This is a genomic window from Lactobacillus sp. UMNPBX15, assembly GCF_002553785.1.
Lineage (GTDB): Bacteria > Bacillota > Bacilli > Lactobacillales > Lactobacillaceae > Lactobacillus > Lactobacillus crispatus.
In genome coordinates this window covers 1-16,765 of sequence record NZ_PCYV01000018.1, presented here as the reverse complement: position 1 = coordinate 16,765, position 16,765 = coordinate 1, and the positions used below count along the sequence as shown (strand labels likewise).

18 protein-coding genes, 1 pseudogene and 1 riboswitch are annotated in these 16,765 nt (G+C 37.3%); of the genes and pseudogenes, 9 read left to right on the top strand and 10 right to left on the bottom strand.

What is annotated here, in order from left to right:
* Positions 1-8: 8 nt before the first annotated feature.
* Positions 9-779, bottom strand: coding sequence for a ribonuclease H family protein (locus tag CP366_RS05705; protein ID WP_005721709.1), 771 nt, complete (start codon positions 777-779; stop codon positions 9-11).
* A gap of 95 nt (positions 780-874) precedes the next feature.
* Here CP366_RS05705 and CP366_RS05700 point away from each other — a divergent pair, with 95 nt between their 5' ends.
* The gene (locus CP366_RS05700) at positions 875-1,801 is read left to right on the top strand and encodes an alpha/beta hydrolase (protein ID WP_089147903.1); all 927 of its coding nucleotides are present in this window, start codon (positions 875-877) and stop codon (positions 1,799-1,801) included.
* A 19-nt stretch (positions 1,802-1,820) separates the two neighbouring features.
* Entirely contained in the window at positions 1,821-3,278 is a 1,458-nt protein-coding gene (gene cls, locus CP366_RS05695; RefSeq protein ID WP_005726568.1) for a cardiolipin synthase, read from the top strand.
* Here cls and CP366_RS05690 read toward each other — a convergent pair whose 3' ends face one another.
* Positions 3,279-3,764, bottom strand: coding sequence for a hypothetical protein (locus CP366_RS05690; protein ID WP_005726566.1), 486 nt, complete (start codon positions 3,762-3,764; stop codon positions 3,279-3,281).
* Between the two features lie 89 nt (positions 3,765-3,853).
* On the opposite strand from CP366_RS05690, the gene CP366_RS05685 reads away from it, so the two are divergent.
* Genes CP366_RS05685 through CP366_RS05675 form a run of 3 tightly spaced genes read left to right on the top strand, consistent with a single transcriptional unit; the run spans position 3,854 to position 5,898 of the window.
* Positions 3,854-4,552 (top strand): NAD-dependent protein deacylase, encoded by a 699-nt coding sequence (locus tag CP366_RS05685; protein WP_089147904.1) that lies wholly within the window; start codon positions 3,854-3,856, stop codon positions 4,550-4,552.
* Between the two features lie 52 nt (positions 4,553-4,604).
* Positions 4,605-5,123: a methylated-DNA--[protein]-cysteine S-methyltransferase gene (locus CP366_RS05680; protein ID WP_013085664.1), complete on the top strand. Its 519-nt coding sequence runs from the start codon at positions 4,605-4,607 to the stop codon at positions 5,121-5,123.
* Entirely contained in the window at positions 5,110-5,898 is a 789-nt protein-coding gene (locus CP366_RS05675; RefSeq protein ID WP_013085663.1) for a TerC family protein, read from the top strand. The genes CP366_RS05680 and CP366_RS05675 overlap by 14 nt, the downstream gene beginning before the upstream one ends.
* Here the strand turns inward: CP366_RS05675 and CP366_RS05670 are convergent.
* The gene (locus CP366_RS05670) at positions 5,895-6,260 is read right to left on the bottom strand and encodes a DUF488 domain-containing protein (protein WP_013085662.1); all 366 of its coding nucleotides are present in this window, start codon (positions 6,258-6,260) and stop codon (positions 5,895-5,897) included. The two genes, CP366_RS05675 and CP366_RS05670, sit on opposite strands and share 4 nt — an antisense overlap.
* A 32-nt stretch (positions 6,261-6,292) precedes the next feature.
* Here CP366_RS05670 and CP366_RS05665 point away from each other — a divergent pair, with 32 nt between their 5' ends.
* From CP366_RS05665 to CP366_RS05650, 4 genes are all read left to right on the top strand, one after another.
* Complete coding sequence (locus CP366_RS05665) at positions 6,293-6,925, top strand: DNA-3-methyladenine glycosylase (protein ID WP_005720496.1); 633 nt, start codon at positions 6,293-6,295, stop codon at positions 6,923-6,925.
* 48 nt (positions 6,926-6,973) lie between these two features.
* A riboswitch (Lysine riboswitch) is annotated at positions 6,974-7,147 on the top strand.
* Between the two features lie 110 nt (positions 7,148-7,257).
* A complete protein-coding gene (locus CP366_RS05660) occupies positions 7,258-8,871 on the top strand; it encodes an ABC transporter substrate-binding protein/permease (RefSeq protein ID WP_005720493.1) in 1,614 nt (537 codons plus the stop codon).
* Positions 8,871-9,626 (top strand): amino acid ABC transporter ATP-binding protein, encoded by a 756-nt coding sequence (locus CP366_RS05655; protein WP_013085660.1) that lies wholly within the window; start codon positions 8,871-8,873, stop codon positions 9,624-9,626. The genes CP366_RS05660 and CP366_RS05655 overlap by 1 nt, the downstream gene beginning before the upstream one ends.
* An 83-nt stretch (positions 9,627-9,709) precedes the next feature.
* Positions 9,710-10,627 (top strand): DUF805 domain-containing protein, encoded by a 918-nt coding sequence (locus tag CP366_RS05650; RefSeq protein WP_089147905.1) that lies wholly within the window; start codon positions 9,710-9,712, stop codon positions 10,625-10,627.
* A gap of 49 nt (positions 10,628-10,676) precedes the next feature.
* Here CP366_RS05650 and CP366_RS05645 read toward each other — a convergent pair whose 3' ends face one another.
* The 7 genes and pseudogenes from CP366_RS05645 to CP366_RS05610 all read right to left on the bottom strand — a co-directional run.
* Complete coding sequence (locus CP366_RS05645; RefSeq protein ID WP_089147906.1) at positions 10,677-11,591, bottom strand: HNH endonuclease; 915 nt, start codon at positions 11,589-11,591, stop codon at positions 10,677-10,679.
* Positions 11,592-12,236 carry a YfbR-like 5'-deoxynucleotidase gene (locus CP366_RS05640; protein ID WP_005720489.1) on the bottom strand — a complete coding sequence of 215 codons (645 nt, stop codon included), beginning with the start codon at positions 12,234-12,236 and terminating at the stop codon, positions 11,592-11,594.
* Positions 12,237-12,322: 86 nt separating this feature from the next.
* A complete protein-coding gene (locus tag CP366_RS05635; RefSeq protein WP_089147907.1) occupies positions 12,323-13,426 on the bottom strand; it encodes a glycosyl hydrolase family 8 in 1,104 nt (367 codons plus the stop codon).
* A gap of 8 nt (positions 13,427-13,434) precedes the next feature.
* Positions 13,435-14,688, bottom strand: coding sequence for a glycosyltransferase (locus CP366_RS05630; protein WP_089147908.1), 1,254 nt, complete (start codon positions 14,686-14,688; stop codon positions 13,435-13,437).
* A 188-nt stretch (positions 14,689-14,876) separates the two neighbouring features.
* Positions 14,877-15,743 (bottom strand): hypothetical protein, encoded by an 867-nt coding sequence (locus CP366_RS05620; protein ID WP_057726600.1) that lies wholly within the window; start codon positions 15,741-15,743, stop codon positions 14,877-14,879.
* 154 nt (positions 15,744-15,897) lie between these two features.
* Positions 15,898-16,038 carry a hypothetical protein gene (locus CP366_RS05615; RefSeq protein ID WP_003548644.1) on the bottom strand — a complete coding sequence of 47 codons (141 nt, stop codon included), beginning with the start codon at positions 16,036-16,038 and terminating at the stop codon, positions 15,898-15,900.
* Between the two features lie 71 nt (positions 16,039-16,109).
* Positions 16,110-16,715 (bottom strand): annotated as a pseudogene (locus CP366_RS05610) (glycerophosphodiester phosphodiesterase family protein); the annotation flags it as partial.
* Positions 16,716-16,765 lie beyond the last annotated feature (50 nt).

The window sequence follows — 16,765 nt, the reverse complement described above, 5'->3', positions numbered from 1 at the left end:
TTTTTTTCTTACATTTTTTGATCCATATAACGGTTCAATTCATGATCGACAAATTCATTACCGCGATTATTAGCGTGACCTTTCGTCCATTCAAACGTACTATCAGGAAATTCCTTTAATAACCGATCTAATTCCTGCCATTCCGCCACATTAGCCAATGGTCCAGAAGAACGTCTCCAACCACGTTTTTTCCAGCCTTGTAGCCAATGCTTATTAATCGCATTCAACACATACTGCGAATCAAGAACAAATAATAGATGTTTATCGTTAAAACCAAGCTCAAGCAGCTTTTTTAGTGCATTAATCAATGCTGTCTGCTCCATCTTATTGTTAGTAGCACCATATTCACCACCGGAGCCATGAACTTTCTGGTCATCCCATTCAATTAAATAAGCCCAGGCTGCTTTATCGGTCTTTTTAACGTGACCGCCCTTATAAACACCAGTATTGCGCGTGCCACCATCAGTATAAGTCACCGCAAAGAAGTCAGCAGGATTGCTATTAACATGGTTATACTGCTTCGCCTTTTTTCGCGGTGCTTTTTTTATTTCTTGACTCTTTTGTTGCACCCTTTTTACGGCGTTTTGTAAATTATCTTCACCTTTTTGCAGGACATCGCTCTGAGTTTGGGCATTCCAATCTAAGTAATCTGTAGCATCGGTAATTTGTTCAAATGACTTATATTCAGCGCCAGAGAAGCCATCAACTTGTTCTTTGGCTGCATCCCAAGTCCGATATATTCCCGGAGTACGTCCTTTTTTGACTGCATAAAACTTCATTTCTACCTCTAAAATTCCAAAATCTTTACCCAATGGTAAAATATACTTATTGCATAACTTTTATTATAGGAAAAAAGAAAGAGAAGGTGGTAAAAATGTTTTTCAACACAAAAAAATATGCTGAAGAAGTTGAAAAAGATCATAAACATGACCTCCAAGAAGAACCTAGCATGTTTAACATGATTTCTTTGGGGCTGATGGCCACCTTCGCTCCCACGCGAATTTTCCTCAAATTACACAAGCGCCATATTGAAAATAAGGCAAACATTGAAAAAAGCAATCTAAAACAAGTACCCATTATTTATTTCCATGGCTTTCGCGGCGGTGATTATACCACTCGCGTGATGGTGAAACACGCTACTCATGACAAGGGCAATCCCAAGTTTTTAAAGGTAACCGTTGATTTATTAGGAAATTTCAAATTAGAAGGAACTTGGACTAGTGACAAGCATCCTATCGTGCAGGTTGCTTTTCGCCAGCGAATAGTCGGTATCTATGGCATCGACTATTATCTCAACTTCGTCCTGCCCTTTTTAGCTAAAAGATATGGTTTTAAAAACTATATTGCAGTCGCTCATTCATTAGCCTGTCCATGTATTATTCGCACGGAAATGAAGCACTACCGCAGCAAAACGTTCCCACATTTAAAAAAATGTGCCTTTATCGCTGGTCCTTTTGACGGGGTCACTTACTTGGGCGATATCCCAAACGTCAACTATTTGACCGAAAGTGGTCGGCCTAGTGTCATGAACCCGCACTACCTTTATTTGTTTTTTAATCGGCGCAAATTCAATCCTGATATCTCGGTCTTGAATATTTATGGCAACGTTTTAGATAACACAAATACTGATAAATTCATCTCTGTTGTTTCCGCAAAAAGCATTCGCTATATCCTTGCCCCAAAGGCACATTTTTATCAAGAAGTAGAAGTACGCGGTAAAAATGACGCCGAACATAGTTGGATGCATGACAATCCGTTTGTAATCGATATTATTGACAAGTTTCTTAAATTAAAAAAGTAGTTTAATTTTGGAGGAGTTTATGATCTGGTGGCATGACTTTGTTAGAATCATTATCATTACCAACACAATCTTAGCTTTCTACGTTGTCTTCCACCGTAGAAGATCCGTTTCAACCACTTGGGCTTGGTTAATCATCCTGTTAGTATTACCAGTAGTCGGGATCACTCTTTATGCCTTCTTTGGTCGGGGTATTTCCCAGGAAAATATTTTTGCCATCAATAAGCAAAAACACATTGGCTTGAGAAATGTTCAAAAATCGATTGCTAAAGCACCTAAAAATACTAGTCCTTCTGACACTTCAAAGGCTGGTAATATAGCAATTAACTTTTTTAACCACCAACAAGAAGCTCCCCTAACTAAAAATAATCAGGTCAAGCTCTATACCGAAGGTGAAACCTTCTTTCATGACATGCTTAAGGACATGGTACGAGCTAAGGAAATAATCAATGTTGAGTTCTACACTTTTTATAGCGACAATATCGGCAATCGTGTTTTGCAACTATTGATTAAAAAAGCAAAACAAGGAGTTAAAGTACGCGTAATTTATGATGCCTGGGGTTCAATGGGAGCTACTAAAGCATGGTTCGATCAATTGCGGGCAGCTGGCGGGGAAGTTTTGCCTTTTGTCACTTCACGCAACATGATCACCCGTTACCGCATTAACTACCACTTGCACCGCAAGATTGTTGTCATCGACGGGCGAATTTCTTGGACTGGCGGTTTTAATATTGGTGATCAATATTTAGGCAAAAAAAAGAAGTTTGGTCATTGGCGTGATAGTCAGGTAAGAATTGTTGGTTCTGCCTCTCTGCTTTTGCAAGAGCGTTTCGTCATGGACTGGAACGCCTCTATCACTAATAATCAACAGCTCATCCGTTTCAATTCCACTCTATTTCCTGATCTTGATGAAAAAAACATCCACGAAGGCGACGTTGCAACGCAAATCATTTCAGATGGGCCTGATCGTTATGCACCATATATGCGTAACGGTATGATGCGGCTAATGCTTTTGGCACGCAAACGGCTATGGATTCAAACACCATACTTAATCCCTGATGATGCCGTTTTTGCTACGTGGCAAACAATTGCCTCATCGGGTGTTGACGTACGAATTATGATCCCATGTAAGCCAGACCACCCCTTTATTTATCGCGCCACACAGTGGTATGCCAACGAATTAACTCGCTTGGGTGTCAAAATTTATATCTACGAAGATGGCTTTTTACATGCCAAAACGACGATTGTCGACGACCATTTTTCTTCAGTTGGTTCAATGAATCAAGATTTCCGTTCTTACAACTTAAACTTTGAAGATAATGCCGTTTTTTATGATAAAAAGTTCAACCAGAAAATGGTGGCAGCTTTTGAAGAAGATATGAAACACTCGCATTTACTAACTAAGGAAGAAATAAAAAAGCAAAGTCGCGCATTGCGGACTTTGCAGGCATTCTCGCGAATGCTTTCTCCAATTTTGTAATTACATCATTGATTGAACTTCGACAGGAATTTCTCGACCAGCATATTCTTGTAATTGCTTAATTACGCTATTAACTTCATTATTAAAGCGCATCATATAAGCCTTACCATCGCTAGTTCGAAAAATCGCCATCACTAATGGCTTCTCTTGGTTGGGGATCTGGATTAAAGTAACGCTGGCTAAATCATCATACTTAACTGTACGCTTGAAGTAGCCTGAAACGACCATCCGCTTTTTACTAAATCCTGAAAAACCATCGACAATACTAATTAAGATAAAAAGAGCCAAGAAGACGCTCAGGCCTGGATCACCTTTTTCAATGTAATTCCATGTAAAGCCCAGCCAGATAAAAATTAGCGCCCAAACAACTGAGGAAATACGATAGCGACCACGAAAATCAACTTTAGCTTGCCAATACCAACTATAACAAGCATAAACTACTAATAAAATATCAATTGCTACATAAAAATACGTCATATATTTCATAAAAATCCCCTCAATTTAGTTATTTTACTCATTATAACAAAACAATGATTTATAATTAAAGTAATGACTTTCACGGAGGGTGACATTATATGATTGATTTAGCAGAATTACAAACAGATATTAATAATGCCCAACATATTGTATTCTTAACTGGAGCTGGTGTTTCTACCCACTCAGGTATCCCTGACTACCGCTCTAAAAACGGAATCTATGATGGCGTGCAAGAAAGTCCTGAAACTATTCTGAGCGATAGTACGCTATTCAATCGACCTGAATTTTTCCATGAATTTGTCATGAACAACATGTACTTTCCTACTGCTAAACCAAACTTAATCCATGAAAAAATCGCCCATTTTTGTAATGAAAAAGGTAATTTAATTACCCAAAATATCGATACTTTGGATACTAAGGCTGGCAATCAACATGTAACAGAATTTCATGGCAATTTATATAATATTTATTGTACTAAATGTCATCAACGTGTTTCTTATGAAGAATATGCTAAAAGCTATTTACACAAAGATTGTGGCGGAATTATTCGCCCCGGTATTGTGTTATACGGCGAAAGCATTGATCCGAAAGTATTAAACCAGTCCGTTGAAATAATGCAAAAATCAGACTTGATCATCATTTGTGGGACGAGTTTTGTAGTTTATCCTTTTGCCCAGCTCTTGGCTTATCGCAAAGAAGACGCCAAAATTTACTCTATCAACAAGACAGAAATTCCTACCCCTGGTGTCACGCAAATAATTGGGGATGCATTAACAGCATTCCAGAATTTGAATTAACTTTCCTAGTTTGTTATTCTTAGACTAATTATTTTTAATAAAGGTGTTACACATGACAGAGTTTTTTTACTATGATTACGTTACAATTGAGCCATGGACCTACTTTTTAACAGCTTCAGAAGCCGGCCTAACTTACGTCGGACTTAAAGGAGATGAAACTGTTTCACCTATTTTTAGCTTCTACCCTCACCGCATGTTGGTGCGGGACCCTAAAAAGATGGCACCTTATATCAAACAATTAAAGGAATATTTTGCTGGTATCAGAAAGAATTTTGATGTTCCTATTGATATTTCGGAATTCGGCACTGAATTTCAACGAAAGGTATTAGCCGTTGTCCAGCATATTCCTTATGGTGTGACGTTAACTTATGGTGACGTCGCCAATTCACTAGCCGAAGCCACATCTTCTCGCTCAGTTGCACACGCCGTAGCATTAAACCCTGTTTTGATTTTTATTCCTGACCAAAGAGTTATTTTATCCAACAATAAAGTTGGGACTTATCGTCTGGGACAAAAAGAAAAAATCAGATTAATTAAATTAGAAAAGAAGCAGTTACATGTCAATTCTTAAACTATATGCACCCTTTTTTGACGGCAATAACTGGTTACATGTCCTAACCAGTGGCAAAGACTGGATGATCATTCTGACTTTAATTTTGATGGAATGCTTGTTATCAGTCGACAATGCTGTCGTTTTGGCCGCACAGACACAGGTGCTACCTAATAAAGCTGAACAACGCAAGTCCTTGGTTTATGGCTTGTGGGGTGCTTATTTATTCCGCTTTATTGTTATCGGAATCGGGACTTATCTGATCAACTTTTGGGAGATTAAATTAGCTGGTAGTATTTATCTTTTTTACCTAGCCTTTAAATTCTTCTATGATCAACGCCACCCTAAACAAGCTGCCGAACATGAGAAAGAAAAAGAAGAGCGCGAAGCAGCTCACCACAAAGGCAAAAAGAAAAAGAGACATGTACTATCTCTTTTCTGGCGTACGGTTATTTCAATTGAATCAATGGATATCGTCTTTTCAATTGATTCTGTTTTAGCTGCTTTAGCCGTGTCTGATAACCCCGTTGTTGTTTTAATCGGTGGCATGATCGGTATTCTCTGTATGAGAGGAGTTGCCGAAATTATCATTAAATTAATGGATATTATTCCAGAATTGCAGCCAATGGCTTACTTATTGATAGGAATCATCGCTTTAAAATTGCTGCTAGCTCTGCCACCATTGAGATTTGAGTTGCCAAACACCGTTTTTGCAATTATTGTCTTTGCGATCTTAATTTTGACAATTCTCTTCCACTTTTGGAAAGTTAAAAAACACGGTCACAAACATATTTAACTGTTTAGCGTATTTAATACATATTCTTTGAGTACAACTGCTTGGTTGTGCTCTTTATTTTTGGCACCAAATAAGAAAAGAACATCTTCTTTAGCCAAATGCTTCTTTACATCTTGCAAAAATTCCGCTGTATAATCATTATGATTAAGTTCTTCAATATACTTTTGCTTAAACTCAGGGAATTTTTCATCTTCATGATTAAACCACTGACGCAATTCCTTACTAGGGCCAATTTGTTTATCCCATTCAGCTAAATCGGCCTTAACTTTGCTCATTCCCCGTGGCCATAAACGGTCAACTAAAATCCGATAACCAGCAGGTTGCTCATGGTCATAAATTCGAACTAATTTAATTTCTGTCATTATTTTTTATCTCTTTTCTAGAAAGGTCAAAAATGAATTATTCAACTTATTTTTCTACTAACACTACCGATTATATTGCAAAAGACCTAATTGGGCGAATGCTTACTTTTGATAATGGTCAAGAAAAATTAGGCGGCTATATCGTGGAAGCAGAAGCATATATGGGTAAAAAGGATCGCGCTGCACATTCTTATGGCGGTCGTCGTAGCCCAGCGAATGAAGGACTTTACGGCAAAGGCGGAACGATCTATATCTACGCGCAACGTCAATATTTCTTCTTTGATGTTGCCACTAGGGTTCAGAATGAACCACAGGGTGTTTTAATCCGTGCAATCGATCCCACTTTAGGAATTGAGACCATGATCAAGAACCGTCATGGTAAAGATGGCGTTCTTTTGACTAATGGTCCCGCAAAAATGATGCAAGCTTTTGGTATTCATGATAAGAATTGGAATTTGCACTTTTTATCAGACTCCCCTTTCGCCATTGATCTTGATGATCGTCATAAAAAAATTCCCCAGGAAATAATTGCTGCAGCGCGTGTTGGTATCAATCAATCTGATCCCGTTTGGGCTAATAAGAAATTACGTTTTTATGTAGCAGGAAATCCTTATGTTTCTGATATGAAAAAGAGAAATTATGAAACTAATAATGGTTGGGCTTGACAAATTTAACTTTTTCTTCTAGTATTCTTCATTAGTTAAATATTTTTCCAATGCAATAGAGGTTGCGACAATCACAAGTTAAGTTTGAGTTCGCGAAAACAATGATAGTTAACTTAGGGTTGCCGCCGAAATAGATTTAATATTCGCGTGTTAATCTGTTGGGCTATAGAAGAATATTCTATAGACTGTCCTGGTTAGTCCCCAGGGAGCGCTATAAGATTTGGTTTAAACACTGATGATTATGACCCTCGCAATTCTTTGGAAGAGCGAGGTTTTTGTTTACTCTTTATTGTGTTGGCTTTATGTTAAAACTATTTTTGGAGGTTTTATAATTGAAGTCAAGATTTAGATGGATGGCTGTAATAATGTCTGTCCTACTCAGTTTATTTATCGGTTTTTCTCTTAGTAGCAATCAGACTCAAGCTGCTAAGAAAGATTCTGGCACGTTAAAGATAGGTATGGAGGCAAACTATCCTCCATACAACTGGACTCAGCCAACCAAAGCTAATGGAGCTGTTCCAATTGATGGTTCTAACTCCTATGCTAATGGTTATGATGTTCAAATTGCCAAGATCATCGGTAAACGACTACACAAAAAAGTAATCGTAGAAAAGACTCAATGGGATGGCCTTTTACCAGCTTTAACTTCAGGTAAAATTGACTTAATTATTGCTGGTATGTCTCCTACTGCCGAAAGACGCAAGGCAATTAATTTCTCAGAACCTTATCGTAAAAGTACTTTCGTCGTAATTACTAATAAGGCAAGTAAATATTCTAATGCTAAGAAGTTGACTGATTTCAAAGGTGCCAAGTTAACCGCACAACAAGGAACTTTGCACTACGATTTAATCAAGCAATTAAAAGGTGCTAAAAGAGAACCAGCTATGCGTGACTTTTCAGCCATGCGTCAAAGTTTAGCTTCTGGCACCATTGATGGTTATGTTGCTGAAGATATTGAATTTGAAAGTTACCACAACGTTAACCCTAACATTATTGCAGTTAACTTAAACAAAATGGCTGGCTTCAAAGTTGACCATGACGATTCCGTAACTAGTATCGGGGTTAAAAAGGGTAATACCAAGCTTTTAAATGAAGTTAACGCTACTTTAAGAACTATTTCTAATAAAAAGCGTGATCAATTAATGTCACAAGCCATCAAGGAACAACCTAAGGCTGGTAACGAAACTAAGAAAGAAAACTGGCTAGTTACTACTTGGAAGCAATATGGTGGCATGATTATGTCAGGTATTGGCATGACCTTGCTTTTAGCTTTAGTTGGTACCATTGTTGGTTTCTTTATCGGCTTGCTTGTAGGAATTATTCGTACCATTCCTACTCCAACTACTCGCGGCAAGCGTTGGACTTTGAACGTAGTTAAGTGGTTATTATCTGTTTATGTAGAAATCTTCCGTGGTACACCAATGATGGTTCAAGCAGCCGTAATCTACTATGGTATTGCCCAATTCTGGCACTTGAATTTAAATAGAACTGTAGCTGCTTTGATTATTGTGTCAATTAACACTGGTGCTTACTTAGCTGAGGTTATCCGTGGTGGTATTATTTCAACTCCAGAAGGTCAATTCGAAGCAGCTAGTGCACTTGGTATGACCCACAACCAAAGAATGTGGCATATCATCTTGCCTCAAGCTATTAGAAACTGTTTACCATCAATCACCAACGAATTTATCGTTAACATCAAGGATACTTCAGTATTGAGTATCATCTCAGTTTCTGAATTGTTCTTTGTTGGTACAACTATTGCTAGTCAATCATTCAAGTTCTTCCCAACTTACTTAATGATTTCTGCAATTTACTTGATCTTAACCTTTACTATTACTAGAATCTTCAACTTTATCGAAAAGAGACTTGAAGGTAATAAGAATTACAACTTGATGGCTAACCAAGTCCAAGTTGGTACTCCAAAAGATGCGGAGGCAAATAATTAATGACTGAATCAAACGAAGTAATTTTAAGCTTAAAGCACATGCAAAAGTCTTATGGAAATCACCAAGTATTAAAGGATATTTCCTTTGACATCAATAAAGGCGAAATCGTAACGATCATTGGTCCTTCTGGTGGTGGTAAGTCTACTACCCTTCGCTGCATCAACTTGCTCGAAGAACCTACTGGTGGCGAGATCGATTTCCACGGTGAAAACATTTTGGCACCTGGTTACAACCGTAATACCTTTAGATCCAAGGTCGGCATGGTATTCCAGCAATTTGATTTATTTGAGAACAAAAACGTCTTGGAAAACTGCATGATTGGCCAAGAATTGGTCCTCAAGCGTTCAAAAGACGAAGCACGTAAGATTGCTATGGAGAACCTTAAAAAGGTTGGTATGGATCCATTTATCAAGGCTAAACCACAACAATTATCTGGTGGTCAACAACAGCGTGTTGCTATTGCCCGTGCGATTTCAATGAATCCAGAAGTTTTATTGTTCGACGAACCAACTAGTGCCCTTGACCCAGAAATGGTTGGCGAAGTACTAGACGTTATGCAAAAGCTTGCTACAACCGGTTTGACGATGGTGATCGTTACCCACGAAATGGGCTTTGCCAAGAGTATTTCTGACCGCGTATTGTTCATCAGTGATGGCGTGATCACGGAACAAGGTGCACCTGAAGAATTATTCGACCATCCTAAGAATGAAAAGACGCAAAAGTTCTTGAGCAACTTTAGAAATAATGAATTCTAATATCAAAAAAGCCGCGAAGTTTAATTGCTTCACGGCTTTTTTAGCGTATAATTTATAACAAATTAATTTTTGGAGGAAGTAAAATGAATGATAGAGTATATTATTTTATCAAGCCTTATGACGAAAGTCTGCCACTGCCGCCTGCAGAAAGTTTTGCGCAAATTTTGAACGAGGCTTATTTGCATCCCTTCAACTGGAAAGCAAGAACTACGCGTAAATCTTTCTGGTGGAGCACTTTGATTAATCTTGTTATCGGCATCTTATGCATCATTCTTGGCTTCTATGCTTTTAACCAAAACATCAACCCCGGCATTAGAATAGTCGATGGTATTGTTGCGGCTGTTGTTTATCTGTGGCTATTTTTAGCTGCATTAGGACAAACGATCCGACGTTTGCACGATGTTGGCTACAGCGGCTATTGGTACTGGGCTGCCTTCACTGGTTATGGCGCAATGTTTTTATTTTATCTTGAATTACAGCCATCTGTTCAACGCCAAGTTAAGTGGGGCAAATATTTCTTTAGTAATCAAGACTACCCTGCCGGCCATAAAGAAACAGTTCCTGTGCCAACTATTGGTCAAATTCTAAAAGAACACTTCTTTGATTGCTTCAAGTGGAATGCTAGATCAACTAGAACATCATTCTGGGTAGGAACAGCAATTAATCAAGTTACTTTAGGAATCGGCACTCTTTTCATCTATGCTTTTTCTGCTTTTTTCACGATTATTTCTGGCTGGCATCAAATGCCGCAAGCAATCGGTATTTTCTTTTTATGCTTTTTAATACTTTTACTGGTTATCCTTATTTGGTCATTTTTAGCTCAATTAGGACACACTGTTCGCCGCTTGCACGATGCAGGCTTTAACGGTGGCTGGTGGTGGTTAGGCATTGTTCCTTACGTGGGAGATTTACTTTTAGCCTTCTTATTATTCCACCCAACAGTTGACGCAGATAATAAGTGGAACAAGTATTTGTTTGATCCAGAAGACAGAATTAGATAATTATCAAAATAAGCCCGCTATTCAGAAATGAACAGCGGACTTTTGATTTTTAAACAATATCTTTCTGAGCCTTAATCCGAGCTAATTTCCAGCCCGTATCAAAATACGTCTTGCGCGTTTGACGCAAATCATCATAATCACTTTGTAAACTATCAATGGCATCCTGTAAGCTCTTATTTTGCTTTCTAATCGCATTTAGCTCAGGATCATTGATCACACCCTTAAGGTGTACTTGAGCCGCTAAATAGCGCCGACGATGCTCAAATTCTTCTCTCAAAGTACCCAGCGCATCTTCATACTTAACTAGCTTTCTATTGATCTCAGAAATTTGATCATTCAGTTGAATAAACAACTTATAAGGCATATCCGACTTAATTCGGTTGCATTCCGCACAAGCTAAAGTTAAATTATCTAAGCTGTTGTTGTGACTAAGAGAAACAGGATCCTTATGATCTACGCTGCGGCCACGTCTGCCGCAATATTGGCAGCGGTATTTATACTTGGCCCGAATGCGTTCACGATCAATAAAATCAACTTCGTTTAACTGGAAATTGATCTCCAAATCCATTCCCTTTAAATTTTGCTCAAAAGTTACGCCTTGGTTAGGCACATAATTAAGCTTGCCATCTTCGCTTTTAATTACCGCCAAATTCAAATCAGACCTTTTAATCTGTTGGCGGGCGATTTCATTGCCATCATAATCTTGTAAAAAGGCCTCGTATTTTTTACGGTCCTTTTTATTTTTCACAATAAAACCTGATTGATCTTGTTTCTTTGCACCGACAAACGTGTAAAGCAAGCTTTGAGCAAAAGTTGCGACCGCATCATTTGCGTAATCCTCCGGATTCAGGTTGCGCGTGATGCAAATGTCGCAAATACTGGTCAACTTAGGATTCATTAACCCCTCTTGCTTAAAATGCAAAGAGTCCATGCGCAGCCCGCATGAACTACATTGAAATTTCACCTAATCATCCCCTAACAATAGAATGCTAAAAGCTATTCGTTGCATCTTATCCTTTCCCGCGAAATCACCTTTAAAAAGATCTGGCAAAATTTTCTTAATAAAGTATTGTACGCAAACTAAATCGTCGAACTTCTTGATCGTTTCAAGACTTTCCTTGAACATTTGCATATAAACCGGGTTAGGATTACCTAATTCGATTTCTCCATAAGCTTCATATAACAAATCTAATTTATCACAGATTGATAAAATTTTACCCTCTAAAGTATCATCTTTGCCTTCTGAGAGACGTTTAGTATAAATTTCTTGAAATTCTTCTGGAATCTCATCCTTAATGAACTTAGTGGTCATTGTTTCTTCAACGTCACCAATCATCTTTCTAAGTTGAGGAGTAGCGTATTTAACTGGTGTCTTAATATCACCGATGAAACGTTCAGTATAATCGTGATTCAAGCTCTTTTCATATAAAGCCTTCCAGTTGATCTTCTTTTTACCCTTTACTTCTTCAATATCTCCCATCATTTGTGCTAATTCCGCTGTTCTGAAACAGTGGTCAGCTACTGAGTGGTGATGATACTTGAAGTAGCCCGGTGCTCGATCAATTGACTCTAAACTATTAAATCCTTGAATATATGCATTTAATCCCATTTTTTTATCCTCCTCATTTTCCTTAAAATTTTTACTATGTTATCAAAGATTGATTTTCAATGCAAATAAAAAGAGGCCTTTGCCTCTTAAAATCTATGCGCCGGTGTCAGTATCGTTGCCATCGTCGTTAGTGCTGCATCATAGTAATTATTTTTAGGTAATTTTTTAGCAAAAATATATTGCTGCGAAGCAAACAAATTATCATAGCCTTGATTGCGATTTTCATTCACCGCAATATAAATTGGCGCGCTAAAGCTAGCTGATTGATAATTATTGACTGGCTTGCCTTTTAAAGTATAGCCTGCTGTAATTGTATTTTGCTTGCTAAAAAATTTAAGCAAGCGATGTACAGTATTCTTTGCTAATTTATCCTTACTAAATGCTAAATCCATTGGCACCCGGCAAGCATTGGCATAATAATCACCATCATATCGATCAGTGGTAACCCTTCCTTTAACTGGCTTAGCATCTTTTGATGTCAGCCAGGCAAAGTCTGGAACTAGGCCACTCTTATGCTGGTGACTCAACTGATTGAGCCGCTTGAGCATTGTTTTTTTAATTAAGAGCCACCGCGAATCATTGCTTTCACGATAAAATTGATCAAACATTGTCGGCAATACATCTGAAGTCCGCATTAAATTATAATACTTCGACTTAGAATCGGCCCAATTGCCCACCGTTAAAGCGTGCGTTGTCGGATTATATTCATAACGCAAAATATCGGCAATTAATTTTTGCCCTTGCCGCTGATATGCTGGGTTTTTCCATCTTTTAGCCGCTAAAAACAAAGCTTTAGCAATAAATAAGTCCCCATCAGTAGCGCTATTGCGTTCACTGCTCCATTTTCCATTTTTCTTTGTTTGCCGCCAAGCCATCAATTGCGTATTACGATCCCGGTGTTTTAAATAATACTGCACTAGCTTAGCAAAGTTGCTTTCTTTAACTGCTGGATCATGCGCCGCAATAAACATCCCATATCCTTGGCCTTCAGATAAAACCGTCACTTTTTCCTGCTTAGGCGTGGTATTAATATAGGCAAGATTCTTTTCTTCAACTACATAATTTTTATGCCAAGAATGTAGAAAAAAATTACGCACCGCTGAATTATTATCTGCTCTGATATAGATCATAATACCGGTAAATGCAATCGTTACGAGTAAAAATCCTAGTAGCATCCATCTTTTTTTCATCTCATCACCTAATCCGCAAATCTCTTAGTCTTAACCCATTTAGTACTATCACGATGAAAAACGCGATCTAGCATTACTGAAGTAACAGCATGAATTGATACAATGATGAACAATTGCGAATAAGTAAAATATGATGCTAAGGCTAGCCAAATCTGTTCGTCAGTTGCCTGCCCATATTGCGTAGTCATAGCTAGGTTAATTTGCAAAATATAAAGCAAAACCATCAATAGCCAATTAAAGAGCAGAATTTGAGCTAATAAAATATTACTCCGCGAAATTGTAAATGGTATTACTACTGCAGGATTCCAAAGATGGACGATTAAGGCAATCAAATTAGAAAAAAAGATCAGATCTGATAAAACAATCGCCAAATTAAACCAGAAAAAAGTGCAGGAATAATAGACAGTCTCTAATTTAACCCGCCAGTTGCTTTTATCAAAAAGATGGCAAAAATTATTGATCACCACTTCATAGTTACCTTTAGCCCAACGCAAGCGCTGGAAATAATAATCTTTTAAGCGTTCTGGTTCTTGCTGGAAGGCTTCAGAATTATAGGCTAAGGCAATCAAACTACCTGAGCCCATAATTTTAAAAGAAATATCAGTATCTTCGGTCAAAGCGCCATTGCGCCAGCCGCCAATTGATCTGACATAATCAGTATTAATAATAAAGTTAGTCCCTGGAATACGACCAATCTTAAATAATTGCCAGATACCGCAGTGTTGAATTCGCTGGGTAACAACAATTTCCTGATTGATACACTTAGTTAAAAAATTCTGCCGCGCATTTCTCGTCTTATTGCGACCAAAAGCAGCCTTATATCTCACCGGATTTTCCAAAATCTTTTTAATTAAAAAATACAAAGCATTTTCTTCTGGCATGGCATCTGCATCATATACACCAAGGTATTCTCCTTGGGCAATCTTCAAAGCATCATTTAATACACCAGCTTTGCCACCACTACCTGTTCGTTCAATTACTTGAACATTGATTTTCCGTTCAGGATATTGCTTGATTATTTCCCGGGCAATTTTAGCAGTATCATCAGTACAATTATCAGCATAGATTAAAATTTGTAACTTATCAGCCGGATAATTCAAATTTAAAATTGCCTGCGTAGTTTTACTAATAACTAATTCTTCATTATGAGCTGGTACAACTAACGTAACTTTTGGGTAACGCTTAAGTGGCGTGATTTTAACTAAGAGCTTGCTGTGCTTTAACCAAAAGAAAACTGCACCACTTAAGGTAACTAGAGACATCAACAAAGAAAGCCAAATCGAGATTAACGTTAAAATTTATAATGCTTCACTCATTTTTCGCCTTTTTTCCTTTTTTATTGATTACCGTATTTTCAACATTAAAGTAAATGACAAACGCACAAATAAACATAACTATGAAAGCAAGTAAAAAGATGCCTGAAATGCTTAAAGCTAAGAAATAAAACCAATTAGTCATTTGCTTCAGCCTTTAAATATTCAACAATTAAGTCAGTTTCCAATTCGCGGTCCAAATGTTTTACAATCACATTTGGATCTGTAAAACGATCCACGTTTGTTTCATCAATTCTCTGACTCGTCCATTTCAAGCCTCCGGGAAGATCATCTTGCACTTTTTTTAATTCCGCAATTGTCTCCTGATTAATCTGCTTGATAATGTCATCTCTTAATTCAGGCGAAATAATAAAAAAAGTGGCATCTCCTAAATAAAAGAGTTCCTCAGCTGCTAATCTTCTCTTTTTTAAGATATCAGCTAATTTTTCTAAATACTGCGCGTGCTCTTCTGGATGAAGTTGAGCAAACTGTTCGTGGTTAGCCCAACGCAACATTGATACATGCATCCATAAATGTAATTGTGGCCGTTCTTTAATATTACTAATTACTTTTGAATAAATTTTATTAGCAGTGTAACATGTATGCATTTTTAGAGTGCCATTGTAGCGTTTAAGGTAATTGCGAATATCTTGCCGATTTTTACTAATAAAACGCCAATCTAGGACATAATAGCGCAACACCGTTAAAAGCCCTGCCTCTATCGGAAAAGCTACCACTAAAAACCACTTTGCTTCTGTAGGAATTACAACATATCCCAGCACTAAAAAGCCCGCTGCAATCGTCGTTAACAAAATTATCAGCCAGCTAACCATTATATTAGGCAACAATAATCCCGTCATAATAGCTAAAATTAGAATTAAAAATAAGCCATTGACTATATTTGCCGAATATTCTTCCACTTGAAAAACAGCAATTACTGGAAAAAGTATTGCTGCAACGAGATCTAAATAGATCAAAATATTGTATTTATTATTCTTATTCATATATCTAACTATCTATATCCTATATATTATCTATAAAAACCTAAGTTAAATTATATTCAAAAATTTTTTAATGTCCATGCATAGATAAAATTTTTTTAAAACAAAAAAAGCTAGAAGCGTCAGCTCCTAGCTTTTATTTCAATATTATTAAAGACTACTTGTTTTCGTCTTTTGCGGCCTTGTTCAAGAAAGCAACAACTGCTGCTACGTGAGCAACACGCTTCTTTGCGTTTCTCTTGTTCTTAGGTCTTTGGTTTGGTTCACAACCAGTGTTGTAATTTTCACCTTTACGCATATGCTATACTTCCTTTCAGATTTTCGAAAATCTAGTATAGTTTACCATGTCCAGCCCTTCATATCAAGTCTTCATGCAGATTCAAAATTTTTCGGCAGATGCAGGACAACAATATAATTTAAGATTCGCGTAGCATAACTAGCATCCTTTTGGAAACTTTTAATTGCCTTTTTAGCTAAATCAACTCGATCAGTAATTAAGCCATCAACTTGTTGATACATCATCTTCTTCATTAATTTTTCGTCATTAACTGTCCAGGCATAAACAGGACGATCCTGCAAATGGGCTTGCCAAATAAAGTCTGAATTCAAGGTAGAATATTCCATTGAATATCCACTAGCAACACTTTGCGGATAAGTAAAATTATAAGGTTGAATGTAAAAGACAACCAAACGTGGATTAATTAAGTGCAGTCCTTCAACCACGCGATAGTCGAGTGATTGTACTTGATACGTATTTTTGAGAATCGTTTTGCCATATTTTTGATTAAAGCGCTGCAGCATTTTCTTCGAATCTTTAGCCGTCGTTTTAATTTCAATTAGCAATTTTTGATGCAGTCTTTTGGCTTCCTCAAGATATTGATCAAAGCTAACTAACTTAGCATGATAGCCGTCTTCTTTGGCAGTTAACTTTTCTAATTGCCGTAAAGTTAAATCATTCGGGGCTTTATTAACTGCTATGAAAAATGTAAGCAAATGTATGACTATGTTTTATTTTCATACATTTT